The following is a 12681-nucleotide window of genomic DNA, read 5'->3' as shown; positions in this document are numbered from 1 at the left end:
AGGAATAAATAATGCCCAAAGACTCAAACATAGATTTTTTACTTTTAGTAAAGGAAGTTTTTTCCTCTGTTTTCGATGATTACGGTTTCGCATTGAAAAACGAAGTGAACTGGGATGGACGAGGGGAAAACATAATAACAGCATCAAAAGGTGATGTGGATATAAGTTTCTATATTGGAATTTCCCCAATGTTCTACTATTGCAGTGCGGCAATAAAACTATCAGGTGAGACCGGAGAAAAAGCAACGCCACACCAAAAATACCGTTCGATTAGTGTATCCGCAATTGCTAAAGGTCGGAATCCAAATTACAAACGAACGCCTAAAGGAGCTCAAACTAAAGAGGAAGTCAAAGAATTATTAGAATTTGAAAAAGAAGATTTAATTAAATATTGCAAAGATATTCTATTAGGCGATATATCATTTTGGGCTCCTATTGCAAATCAGATGGCAACAGAAAGAGATGAAAAATTAAAAGCACTAAACAAACATTAATAACCAAATCATATTATGGCTTGCATTTACTGTTCTATTTTTAAACCATAGGTAATAAACAAATCAGCCACGGATTTCACAGATGATAGTGAAATCCGTGGCCGAACATTTTTCTTCACAACGCACATCCCCACTTGCTACTCTCTAACTTACCTCACCATCCCCCACATCGCCAGCGCACCAAATATCAACAACACCAGCGAAGTCCCAACGATCACATCACGGGATGAACGTTTATCCACGAGTTGAAGCATCGGCTGGATCCCCTCGATCTCCCACATTGGGCCTGCGAACCATGAAAAGATCAAGCCACCGAGTAGGCCGCCGATGTGCCCCCAATTATCAATGCCCGGCAACGACCCAACCAGAAACAGATTGATCGCAATAATAAAAATAACATTTCCGATCGCGCTTCTGAAACGCCCTGCCAATAGTTTGCGGTTCTGATACAAAAAGATACCTTCCGCGCCGATCAAGCCAAAGATCGCAGTGGAAGCACCCACGGAATATCCATCTGAAAACAAGAACGATGCCACGTTCCCAGTAAAAGCACCCAACACATACAAAAGAAAAAATCGTCCACGCCCGAAGTATCTCTCAAGACTTGTCCCGAACGAATACAAAGCATACATGTTGAAAAAGATATGAGTGGGTGAACCATGCAACAAAGCTGGCGTCAACAACCGCCAAAGTTGACCATCACGGATAAACTCATTGATCTTTGCACCGAACAATTCCAGCCAGTCAATGTTCGAATACGTTGTTGGATTCCCCAACAACATAACACTCCCCACTTGCAAAAGATAAAAGAAAACCGTCACACCGATGATGGTATATGTCACATACGGCGCGGACTGAGGCAACGACACACGAACAGGTTGTGGTGGAGGTTGAACAGGCTGAGAAAAGTCAGCAGGATATTCGCTCACAAAGTCACCTTTCTTGGGTTCACACGGTGATGTTCTGCTGTGATGATCGCACGGATCGCATCCACGGTCACATCCAATTGAAAATCGCGATTCACGATCACATAATCAAATGCCTGCACACGCTTCAACTCCTTGCGTGCTGTTGCAATACGCAGAGCCAGCGAATCGGGCGTCTCGGTCTTGCGCGTTTCGAGGCGATGCACAAGTTCCGCTTCATTCTCAGTGGTGATAAAGATCATCAAGGCTTCGGGTGCCATCTTGCGCACCGTCTCTGCGCCCTGCACATCAATGCGCATCACAACATCCTTGCCGGTTGCCAACGCCTCGCGCACTTGTTGTTTCGGGATGCCTTTGTAATCGCCATACACGATCGCATGCTCGATCAATTCGTCTTCATCGATCATGCGTGCAAACTCATCCTTCGTTACAAAAAAATAGTCCCGGCCGTGTACTTCATTAGGGCGCATGGGACGTGTGGTAGCAGTCACAACAAAATGGAACGGCAAACCGCGTTCCTGCATACGTTGCATCACGGTATCCTTCCCCGCGCCCGATGGGCCCGAGATCACGATCAACAACGGCTGTGGATTATGGACATTGAATTCAGAATCAGTGGATGATGGGGGCATAAACAGGATTTTACCAGAGGGATTTATTCCGCTCTCACATCAATCTCATGAAGGCTTTTCCAAAACTCGCGCCACCATCTGCTCGATCGATTCGCTTCCCTCCTCGACCTTGGCCTGATCCAGCCATACGAGAAACTCTGCATTCCCCTTCGGCCCCAATAACGGACTTTTGATCAGCCCGCGAATATTGAATCCTTCGCCCAAAGCAAATCCCAAAACATCCAGCAACACCTGCTTATGGATCTCCGGGTCGCGGATCACCCCATCCCCACGCGAGACGTCTTTTTTACCGGCTTCGAATTGAGGCTTGATTAAGGCCACGACACCCCCCTCTGTCTCTCCCCCCATTTTCTCCGAAAATGGGGGGAGCCGGAGGGGGGTCCATTTCTTCACCACCGGCAAAAGAATCTTCAACGATATAAATGATGCATCCACCGTCACCAACCCCAACTGTTCCGGTAGCGACTCGACAAAGCGTGCGTTCGTCTGCTCCATCACGACCACTCGCTTATCGTTGCGCAACTTCCAATGCAGGATACCCTTCCCCACATCAATGGCATAGACTTTTGCCGCGCCGCGTTGCAACAGACAATCCGTGAACCCGCCCGTAGAGGCACCCACATCAGCACAAACCAATCCATTTACATCGAGAGCAAAGGCTTCAAGCGCACCATCCAACTTTTCGCCACCTCTCGAAACAAAACGCGGACCGGAGTCAACTGTCAGCTGGGCAGAGGCGTCCACGGTTGTAGCAGGCTTGAGCGCGACCTGATCCGCAATGCGGACTTGTCCCGCCATAATCAAGGCCTGCGCTTTCGCCCGTGATTCGGCGAGTCCACGTTCTACGAGTAACACATCCAAACGTACTTTTGTCATGGGTATATTGTACTTCCCGCAAATAAAAAAGGTAAAATTGCCTTATGCTAAAACACCTTATCAAAAACATGCGCGTGCGCCAATGGCACAAAAACGGATTCGTATTCTTTGCTTTGATCTTCGACAAGCAATTATTTCATCGCGATGCTTTTCTGATAACGCTCGAAGGTTTCTTCATGTTCTGCTTGATCTCGAGCTCTGTATATCTGTTCAATGACATCGCAGATATCGAAGCTGACCGTCAACACCCAGAAAAGAAGAAACGTCCGCTGGCTTCGGGTGCACTGCCTGTCAGCGTAGCAATAATTGCCGCGGTCGTTCTTGCGCTAACAGCTATCGTGGTTGGTTATTTACTTGCGCCCCTGTTCGCGGTCATTGTTAGCTTTTATCTTGTAGCCAACCTGCTGTATTCGCGCTGGCTCAAACACGTTCCCATTCTCGATGTGATGATCATCTCCTCGGGCTTCGTCCTGCGTGTGGCGGCAGGTGTGGCTCTCATTACGGTTGAGCGTTTTTCCCCCTGGCTATATGTGATCACAACCTTATTCTCACTCTTCATGGGCTTCGGCAAACGCCGCGCAGAGATCAGCCTGCTCGAACAAGGCGCAGGCACACACCGCAAAGTACTCGATGGGTATAGCATTCCTCTGCTCGATCAATACATCACCATTGTTTCGGGCATGACCATCGTCACGTACTCGCTCTATACATTCTTCGCAGAGAACATGCCTGTGAACCATACCATGATGTTGACCATCCCATTTGTGGTGTATGGTATCTTACGGTATCTGCAACTGATCCAAACCGGCCATGCGGCAGGTTCACCGGATGAAGTGGCGCTCACAGATCGGTCGTTACAGATCACCGTGTTGCTTTGGGGTCTGACCGTAGTTGCAGTGTTTTATCTTTCGTGACAACATCCTCCGCTCCCGGCAAGATCATTCTCTTCGGCGAACATGCCGTTGTCTATGGACGGCCCGCTCTCGCGATTCCCGTCACACAAGTTCATGCGGATGTCGACATCTCGGATTCTGACTCCGCAGGGATCATGATCCACGCCCCGGATATCAATCTACACGCTGAACTCAACTCGCTTCCCTCCGACCATCCAATTGCTTCCGTTATTCATAACCTTTTCTTTCTCTCGCGCATTTCCCCGTTTCCGAATCTGAATATCAAAATCACATCCACCATCCCCGTTGCATCTGGCCTCGGCTCCGGCGCCGCAGTGACCGTTGCCTTAACCCGCGCGGTGTCATCTCATATTCATTACCCGATGACAGATGAACAAGTCAACGCATTCGCTTACGAGATCGAGAAAATCCATCACGGTACGCCATCAGGCATCGATAACACTGTTGTCACGTATGCCAAGCCTGTCTACTTCATCAAGGGGCAATCGATTGAAACATTCAAAGTCGATCAACCATTTATGATCGTGATTGGCAACACCGGCATCTCTGCACCGACGAAAGAATCCGTGGGCGATGTGAGAAAGTTATGGGAAGCAGACAAAGAGAAATGGGAGGATGTATTCAATAAAGTTGGAGAGATTGCAGACAAGGCACGTGATGCAATCGAACACGGAAAGACGGAGACCCTTGGCGAAATGATGAACGAGAATCATGTGTTGCTACAAAAAATGACCGTCTCTTCGCCTGAGCTTGATGCCCTGATCACAGTCGCGCGTGAAGCTGGCGCATCGGGAGCCAAACTCAGCGGCGGCGGGCGTGGCGGAAACATGATCGCACTAGTCGAGCCAGAAAAAGCGGAAGTAGTTGCCAAGTCTCTGATGGATGCAGGCGCAAGGAACACGATCATTACACAAGTCAAATGAAATGGATCGCGCCTTTATCGGCGTATCTCGCGGTGGGAATCGGACTATTTGTTTTTCATAGTGCATGGGGTACATTGCTGGGATTCCATGTTGCGATCATCATTTCTCTCTTGATCGCAAAACCAAACATTCCACTAAAAACCCTCCTGACAAACAAAAACATCAAATGGATACTTCTGAGCATCCTGCTCTGCGGAAGCAGTGGGATAACTCTATATTTCACGTGGGATACCTTTGGGTTTGCAGACGATTTCCCCGAGCAAATTGCATCGCTTGGATTGAACACATCCAGCTGGCCGGTGTTTATCGCTTACTTTGCACTGGTCAATCCATTCATTGAAGAATATTTCTGGCGTGGATATTTAGGGAGCAAAACAAAAAGCCTGCACATCTCAGATTTTCTGTATGCAGGCTTTCATGGCTTGGTCCTTTACGGCATGGTACGGGTGGAAGCAATTATTTTTGGTTTGAGCATGCTTGTCTTCGCAGGCTGGTTCTGGAGACAGATCGCTCGCGAGGATGAAGGCCTACTTGCACCGTTACTTGGTCACATGACAGCGGATTTCACAATACTTATAACCGTATATCGAATGACTCTATGAGGTGGGTTTAATTTCGGATGCTTCCATCTTTCGCCCGAACCACCATGAAGCGATGGGATTAGCCTTGACGAACAACTCATAGATCAACAGGGATCCAGCCACACCCATGAAGAATCCCACCCAGATCGAAAGCTGAAGATTCCCCGTTACGGCGTTGATCTTCTGCCCCCAGTAATCTTGAATGGGAACATGGAAAAGCAGAATGAACAAGGATGTCTGACCAAAATACTTGAACAACCCAGCGACGCGCTGAGTTCGTATCTCTAGTTGACGCGATAAGGCCAGTACAAAAAGGATGCCTGCAATCGCTTCGATCGTATTGATCAAATATGATTCATACAGACGGGTATTGAAATCAATGATCGGGGTAAGGAACAGATTCATCAACACCACTGCTGCACCTGTACCGATCAAAAGATAGATATTCTCAAAAGTCTTTTCAGATGTGGCCTGTTTGACCTCGCTCCCCAAGATAAAGAAGAAACCACTCAAAAGTACAAGGTCGAGGCTGAAAGGCAGACCGTACAACTCATATTGTTTCCCCAAAACAGAAAGCGTGAATGGATAGAAATCCTGCAAGAACAAACTGGAAACGCCCAAAGTGACGACAAGCGCAACCCAGCGTACATAGCGGTTGTCCCATTTTCTAAAGATTGCAAAGAAAAGGAACGCATACAAACTCACTACGAACAAATGCGGCAGGAACCACAACTGCACCCAATCAATGTAATGACCCGCCCCATACAACGATTTGACAATACGTTGGATCGCCGTTCTAAAGCTCATCCCTTCAAATGAAACAGACGTGAAGTAAATGAGAAAGATCGTAAAGAGATACGGTTTCAATAGGGAATGGAAACGTTTCTTGAGATAATCAAAGAATGGAATGGACGCGTTCAGGAAATATCCTGAAAGAAAAAAGAACAACGGCATATGGAACGAATAGATGACCTTGTAGACGAACGCGGAGATGTATCCAAAATCGTTATGCCCCAAAACCACCAGCAAAATACCAATGCCTCTTGCAATATCAATGTATTCGATTCGTTTGTTCATGGAATGGATTTTACCCCTCGAATTCAAACACGGGCATCCCCTCGACATTCGTTTCGAGGCGAAACACGCCACCCGTGAGCGGATATTGTTTCAACGTCTCCTCATCCACCCCAATACGTGCGGAGGTGAGATAGAGCTCGTTTCGGTCTTTTCCACCGAACACACATGATGACACATTTTTCGCAGGCACGGGAATCCGCTCGATCAATTGTCCCGTATTCGGGTTCCACTTTGTGACTTGTGCGCCGCCCCACATCGCAACCCACAAATTCCCCTGCGTGTCAGAGGTCATACCATCCGGCCAACCATACGATTCAGGAATATGTATTACCACACGCATGTTCGCGATCCCACCGGTGTTCAGATCGTAATCAAAGGCTTTGACTTCGCGTGAAGGTGTATCAATGTAATACAGCGTCTTGTAATCTGGGCTCCACGCAAGGCCATTCGAGATAACAACATTTCCAAACAATTTCGTGATCGAACTTCCATCAAAAGAATATAGCGAACCATTCGGGTCTTTCTCATTCATCTCCATCGTACCCACAAGGAAACGTCCGTGTGGGTCACATTTGCCATCGTTGAAGCGGTTGTTCGATGGCTCATTTTCCAAAGCGGAGAGAAAGGTCAATTTGGCTGAATCAGGTTCAAGGGTCCAGAAAGAGAAGCGCTTTGTCAGAATGAGTCCGCCACTTTTGCGCGGAGCAAGACATCCGACAAATTCATCCAACTGAATCAGAACATCCGCATCTGCATACACGCGTTTCTCGAAAATATCGATCCAATAAAGTGTTTGCGTACGCGAATCCCACACAGGGCCTTCGCCAAGTGTTGCCTTCGCATCATAAAGAAGTTCAGTTTGCATGTGTGACTCCTACATCATTTGTGTTGGCCCGGCATTGTACGCTGATTGAATGAATTCCACAACTATTTGCTGGATGAAAAGCCGCATCTCACTTAACGGGTATCTGGTTCGGTTTCCTGAGCTTTTTCTCTACCGAACAAAAGTACTACCGACCATTGCATTTACGTTTCAAATACTGATCTGAATAGACAAGCACGAGTATAGTCTTTTCACCATGATCCGCGGATTGAACGGCCTACGCGCCATTGCCTTCTTACTCGTATTTTTCTTCCACGCCCGCTATATCGATTCGGGCTGGATGGGCGTGCAGTTGTTCTTTGTGCTTTCGGGATTTTTGATCACCGGTATTCTACTAGATATGAAAACATCACTGCCAAAAAGCCAGTACTTCAAAAAGTTTTATGGCAGACGCCTCTTGCGCATCTTCCCTCTCTACTATTTTTATTTGATCGTGATGGCTATACTTGCCACTTGGTTGATCTCCGTAAATTACAGAGTGGGTTGGATGGAGCTATTCACCAAGCAGGCAAAGTATGCCGCGCTCTATATTTACAACTTCCATGCCGCTACGATCTTCAATACCAACAATCACTTTCTGTCACACTTCTGGTCGCTATCAGTAGAGGAGCAGTTCTATATTTTCTGGCCGCTCCTCATCCTATTAGCACCGGGGAAGTGGCACAAACATTTATTCCTATCCTTGATCTTAATGGGACCACTTCTACGTCTGGGAGTTTTGCTCATCCACAACACCGGCGAGATTCGCATGTTCGTGAGTTCCCCTGCAGAAGCCTTATACACTTTACCCACATCGCACGTGGATGCGTTTGCCATCGGCGCCTATATTAGCCGGTATTCGATACCAAAAGCGAAGGAACAATTCTTCCTGTTACTGGGTCTCGTGCCCGTTATCGGATTCGCTACACAGTATTTTGCCACTGGTGAGATGGGACCAATTACATCATTCGGGTATCAATTTCTTATGCCGAACGCCTATCAATTCATTTGGGGTTATTCCATACTCAACTATTTCTTTGCTGTTGCCATTTATGTAGTCGTTAAACATAGGCTATTCGTCCGCTTTTTAGAATGGCGACCGTTGGAAGGGTTAGGGAAGATCTCATACGGAATGTACGTTTACCATCTCCCCATTCTCTGGTTTGCACTTAGCCTTGAGGATCTGGGAATTATCCTACCCCACAACTTGCTCCAACCCATTGCCGCGCTCATTACATTCATTGCCACTTTATTAGTTGCATCTCTCAGTTACCGCTTTATTGAAAAGCCCATTCTCAACCTAAAAGAACGCTTCTTTCCGCTCAATAGTGATGAAGAAGAGCCTGTTCTCGCCAGCCAGAATGCTGTCACACGCCCTTCAAGATTACGGATCGCTCATATCTAGTGTGCGTATTCCCTGATCCCAATTTCGATAACACAAACCAAAAATAAAAGAGCGGACAATTGTCCGCTCTTTTTCATTCTCCATCATCACCCGATGCAGTACCCGGTTGGTCCACACTGAGCACTTCGCCGTGTATGTTGATAACCACCTTGAAGCCCATCATGCCCAGATAGGCTCGCATATCTTCGGGAATCCCTGCCTGCATTAACTGATCGAACTGTTTATCGATATTCTTCAACTGCTGTTCAATGGCGGCTTTCGTGAAGACATCCTCCTGCCCAAGCATCTTGGCAGTTTGTTCAGAGATCAGGTCTTCACTGCCTTTCATCAAACTGGCGATCTGACCCAACACCTGTTTGTCTACCTGTTCAGCAGGGATGTGACGGCGAAAGCCCGCATCGTCCACTACATAACACGGTTCACCGCCGACAAATGCGCTTTCAGCTACATGCCCAAATTCATCCAGCACAAGGCCGGCAAAAAGAGGCTGGCGGGGCATTAATTACTTTGCCTTCCCTCGATCGCCGCAAGCAAAATACCGGCGGCAATGCCGAGGCGCGGATCAAGCCGTTTTGAAGGATCCATACTGAAATCGATCACCATTTCGTAGCGGAACAGGTTGAAGTTTTGTTTTAGATCAGCAACACGCACATCGCCAAGAGTCATGTCATAGTTCTGAGGCAACCAGGAGCCAAGAAGGAAGCGGCGCAATAGCGCAAGTCCCATGCTATCTTCGAACAATACTCCGATCTGGTTATCGTTCGCATCCAACACTTGCCACTCATCACGCAAGATCGAACTCCAACCTTTGCGACGCAAGGCGCCGACCTTTTGATTCATCGCAGTGTCCACCACATCGTACGCCGCCGAGAAATCAACGATCTGGCGCGCTTTGATGCTCAACACTTCCTGCGTTTTATTTTCATCTGCATACACGCGAATATCCTCGCGCAACTTGAACATCTTCTGCTGGCTGAACATCACCTGATTTCCGCTTGGGTCGAAGAAACGGAATGTGCCTGCCAAAGCAAACACCTGACGTTTGAGCAGATAACTTTGATGCTGAAAAATGGAATTCATTTTTTCTCCTTGTGTAGTGCGAGACAATATCTCGCACTCAATTATATGACCTGGACTCTCGTACCTTCGCCCGGTGCGCTGAGATAATCCGTGTCAGGCGGAACGTTGGGCAGGGTCCAGCGATAAATAAACTTTGCCGCCTCTGACGGCAGATTCACACATCCATGACTGCGTGGACGTCCATAGTCGTTGTGCCAATAAGCTCCATGAAAGGCATGCCCTAAACCGGTAAAGAACGAACACCACGGTACACCGGGTAGATCATAGATATTTTCGACCGCATCGCCATCGTTGGTCATATGGACGGCTGGACCTTTATGATATGTACGGAAATTCCCTTGTGGGGTCTCAGTACCTTTTGACCCGGAGGAACAGCGTTGCGAGAAGACCAATGTATCACCTTCAAATGCTGTCACAAGCTGGGTCGAACGTTCTACAACGATCAACTTATCATCTGCTGGCACGTCGGGTGAGAGAAGGGTCAATTCATCCGTAGGAACAAGACGCATATCATGGGCGGAAATGTACAGAGATTTTTTGATCTCGCTGTCATATATCTCATACCAAATACTTTTTTCCTCACGAGTAACGATCACTTTCTTCACCCAGTGTGTGCTTCCATAATAGACGCGGTAGCCGCGATCTGCATACACGTAGGGAGACCTTTTAGTATCCGTGAAAGGGACAGTGACCTCACCCACTCGCCCCGCCTTGGGAACATCGAATGACGGCTTCTGGTATCGTGTTTCCACAGGAAGAACCCAGCCAGAGTAGGTAAAGCCTTCGTTATTGACCTGATACCAGGTCTTATTGAATGGGTTACCTTCGTCACCGTTCTCATTCACAGCAGTGACTTCCACTACATTGTCTTTCCCAAAGTTATGAGTGGTCTTTGCATTGAACGATGGCCCATCATACAAAGGGATACCACTGATGGTCATTAATCCTTGTTTGATGGCGGGGGCGGCAAAAGCGCGGTCGAGTTTCAGATCGCTCAAAGCAAAGGCGAGCGAACCTGTAGTTGCGAGTTTCAAAAATTCGCGGCGTGAAATTTGCGGGGTAAGCATATTCTTAATATTCTATTCCTTTATGTCCACTCGTGTGCCTTTATACCCATGAACAAGTTGTTTCTCTGGTGGCACAGTGGGATTTGTCCAACGGTAAAGCCATTTGGATGCTTGCGGCGTGAGGTTGATGCAACCGTGACTACGAGGACGTCCAAAATCATTGTGCCAGTATGTGCCGTGGAAAGATGTACCGTTCTCTTTGAAGTAGATTACCCACGGCACGCCGGGCAAGTCGAAACCGCTCGAGGCGAGATCACCGGCGGCCATGTGACGTGTGGGTCGTTTATGAAATGTGATGTAATCACCGGTTGGTGTGGTGTAAGTTCCACTTCGCAATCTCCCGCCAGTAGCGGCGCGGGTGGCAAAGGCCAGTCTATCTTTTTCGTAGGCGAGCACAAGCTGATCGTTCAAACGGACCTCGATCCGTTTGTCAGCTTCGGCAATGTCCGGGGAAATGGGAGCCAGCTCATCGTCCGGTATGAGGCGAATATGTTCTGCAGGGACAAAATAATTTTGTTCGAATTTATCATCCAGAAGAGCGTACCACATCTTCCCATCTGCAAGAACAGCACTGGCTGTGACCCAATGCACGGTCTCGTAATACAGGCGATAGATTACGTCAGAGTCTGGATTGGCTTCAACGTGCGCATCGGTGTATGGGACACTGACTTCGCCTAATGCGCCTTTGAGATTGATCAAACGTGGCTCGTTCAGAATCGTCTGAACGGGCTGGATACTGCCCGAATACACATATCCTCCACCCTCGACCTGGTACCACACACGATTGTAGGCAGTCTCATCATCGCTGAGAGCGGTATCGGTGATACGGAAGATGATATCGTGCCAGTATAGTTTTTTGTGTTTGGATTTGCGGTTCGGCTCATCATACGCCCAGATAACACGATCAATGACACGTCCCTGAAGTGAAGTGAATTTATCACCCAAGGGACTCAAAGAAAGGTTTGGCAGAAGCATCCCCATCAGGCCATAACCGCTTAGTTTTAAAAAATCACGACGGGAAATATTTGACGTGCTCATTAAATTTTTGGCAGGGCAACCCAATAGGGCAATAAAGTATCAGGGTCGCCCTTACATTCGATCAATAATGGACATTTACCAGAGTCCCCACCGATGCCCAATTGTATAACCATGCGGCATCATCGGTGGTCAGGTTCACACATCCATGGCTCATGGGTGTGCCGAAATTATTATGCCAGTATGTGCCGTGCAAGCCATAGCTCCCATAAAAGTACATGATGTAGGGGACATTGGGAAGCGAATACCCGGGGCCACTCATTCTGGCAGAACGATATTTCACATAAATATTATATTGACCGGTCACAGTGGGGGTTGCCCATGTGCCAGTGGAGACCACGAACGAATTGACCAGCGTATCGCCTTCGTAGGCATAGGTGCGCTGGTTGGTAAGGTCTACATCGATCCAACGTTCTCCATTACCGGTGCTGGCATAGACTGGCTTTGGCCCAGCCGTTGGCGGCACATACACACTAGTGGGTGTATTGGGAATGATCTCCATCGACAGTTGCGCAGGAGTTTCAGTAGCCACAGGGGATGGCTCGATGGTCGGCGTAAATGTCGGCGCATCGGTGACAAGAACTGTTGGTTCAGTAACAGATGCCGGTGCATCCGCAGGCTGAGGGGTAAAGGTTGCGGCAAGGTCAGGTGCGTTAAATACAATCTCGGTATCAAGAGCTGGCAGTGGTTTGGCGATCTCCACCTGTGCCCATAGTTTGTCCTGTTGGGCAGGGGCTGGAGCCGGTGTACCGCCCAGAATGGATGCAAACACCGGATGGTTGACAGCCGTCCATGCCGCTACGCCGATC

General features: G+C 48.0%; 14 protein-coding genes and 1 pseudogene. 5 read left to right on the top strand and 10 right to left on the bottom strand.

Annotation, left to right across the window (positions count from 1 at the left end):
• Nucleotides 1-11: 11 nt before the first annotated feature.
• The gene (locus tag IPP66_06225) at nucleotides 12-494 is read left to right on the top strand and encodes a hypothetical protein (protein MBK9924874.1); all 483 of its coding nucleotides are present in this window, start codon (nucleotides 12-14) and stop codon (nucleotides 492-494) included.
• 149 nt (nucleotides 495-643) lie between these two features.
• Here the strand turns inward: IPP66_06225 and IPP66_06220 are convergent, their stop codons facing one another.
• Genes IPP66_06220 through IPP66_06210 form a run of 3 tightly spaced genes read right to left on the bottom strand, consistent with a single transcriptional unit; the run spans nucleotide 644 to nucleotide 2928 of the window.
• On the bottom strand, nucleotides 644-1423 hold the full coding sequence (locus tag IPP66_06220; protein MBK9924873.1) for a rhomboid family intramembrane serine protease: 780 nt from the start codon (nucleotides 1421-1423) through the stop codon (nucleotides 644-646).
• Complete coding sequence (locus IPP66_06215) at nucleotides 1420-2052, bottom strand: guanylate kinase (protein MBK9924872.1); 633 nt, start codon at nucleotides 2050-2052, stop codon at nucleotides 1420-1422. Before IPP66_06215 ends, IPP66_06220 begins: the two co-directional genes overlap by 4 nt.
• A gap of 45 nt (nucleotides 2053-2097) precedes the next feature.
• Entirely contained in the window at nucleotides 2098-2928 is an 831-nt protein-coding gene (locus tag IPP66_06210; protein MBK9924871.1) for a TlyA family RNA methyltransferase, read from the bottom strand.
• Nucleotides 2929-2972: 44 nt separating this feature from the next.
• Between IPP66_06210 and IPP66_06205 the strand changes: the two genes are divergently transcribed.
• The 3 genes from IPP66_06205 to IPP66_06195 are packed head-to-tail and all read left to right on the top strand — an operon-like array spanning nucleotide 2973 to nucleotide 5367.
• Entirely contained in the window at nucleotides 2973-3842 is an 870-nt protein-coding gene (locus IPP66_06205) for a decaprenyl-phosphate phosphoribosyltransferase (protein MBK9924870.1), read from the top strand.
• Nucleotides 3839-4765, top strand: a complete 927-nt coding sequence (mvk, locus tag IPP66_06200; protein MBK9924869.1) for a mevalonate kinase — start codon at nucleotides 3839-3841, stop codon at nucleotides 4763-4765. The genes IPP66_06205 and mvk overlap by 4 nt, the downstream gene beginning before the upstream one ends.
• Nucleotides 4762-5367, top strand: coding sequence for a CPBP family intramembrane metalloprotease (locus tag IPP66_06195; GenBank protein MBK9924868.1), 606 nt, complete (start codon nucleotides 4762-4764; stop codon nucleotides 5365-5367). Before mvk ends, IPP66_06195 begins: the two co-directional genes overlap by 4 nt.
• On the opposite strand, the gene IPP66_06190 is transcribed toward IPP66_06195, so the two are convergent.
• Both IPP66_06190 and IPP66_06185 read right to left on the bottom strand, forming a co-directional pair.
• The gene (locus IPP66_06190) at nucleotides 5362-6423 is read right to left on the bottom strand and encodes an acyltransferase family protein (GenBank protein ID MBK9924867.1); all 1062 of its coding nucleotides are present in this window, start codon (nucleotides 6421-6423) and stop codon (nucleotides 5362-5364) included. The genes IPP66_06195 and IPP66_06190 overlap by 6 nt on opposite strands.
• A 10-nt stretch (nucleotides 6424-6433) precedes the next feature.
• Nucleotides 6434-7303 (bottom strand): annotated as a pseudogene (locus IPP66_06185) (SMP-30/gluconolactonase/LRE family protein).
• A gap of 199 nt (nucleotides 7304-7502) precedes the next feature.
• On the opposite strand from IPP66_06185, the gene IPP66_06180 reads away from it, so the two are divergent.
• Nucleotides 7503-8690, top strand: a complete 1188-nt coding sequence (locus IPP66_06180; protein MBK9924866.1) for an acyltransferase — start codon at nucleotides 7503-7505, stop codon at nucleotides 8688-8690.
• Between the two features lie 73 nt (nucleotides 8691-8763).
• On the opposite strand, the gene IPP66_06175 is transcribed toward IPP66_06180, so the two are convergent.
• From IPP66_06175 to IPP66_06155, 5 genes are all read right to left on the bottom strand, one after another.
• Nucleotides 8764-9189, bottom strand: coding sequence for a hypothetical protein (locus IPP66_06175; protein ID MBK9924865.1), 426 nt, complete (start codon nucleotides 9187-9189; stop codon nucleotides 8764-8766).
• Nucleotides 9189-9770 (bottom strand): hypothetical protein, encoded by a 582-nt coding sequence (locus IPP66_06170; GenBank protein ID MBK9924864.1) that lies wholly within the window; start codon nucleotides 9768-9770, stop codon nucleotides 9189-9191. Before IPP66_06170 ends, IPP66_06175 begins: the two co-directional genes overlap by 1 nt.
• A gap of 41 nt (nucleotides 9771-9811) precedes the next feature.
• Nucleotides 9812-10837: a L,D-transpeptidase gene (locus IPP66_06165; protein MBK9924863.1), complete on the bottom strand. Its 1026-nt coding sequence runs from the start codon at nucleotides 10835-10837 to the stop codon at nucleotides 9812-9814.
• Between the two features lie 12 nt (nucleotides 10838-10849).
• Nucleotides 10850-11875, bottom strand: coding sequence for a L,D-transpeptidase (locus IPP66_06160; protein ID MBK9924862.1), 1026 nt, complete (start codon nucleotides 11873-11875; stop codon nucleotides 10850-10852).
• 61 nt (nucleotides 11876-11936) lie between these two features.
• The gene (locus IPP66_06155) at nucleotides 11937-12374 is read right to left on the bottom strand and encodes a L,D-transpeptidase (GenBank protein MBK9924861.1); all 438 of its coding nucleotides are present in this window, start codon (nucleotides 12372-12374) and stop codon (nucleotides 11937-11939) included.
• Nucleotides 12375-12681: the final 307 nt, after the last annotated feature.

Origin of the sequence: Candidatus Defluviilinea proxima (genome assembly GCA_016721115.1) — a bacterium.
Classification (GTDB): domain Bacteria; phylum Chloroflexota; class Anaerolineae; order Anaerolineales; family Villigracilaceae; genus Defluviilinea; species Defluviilinea proxima.
This window is presented reverse-complemented; position numbering and strand designations above follow the sequence as displayed.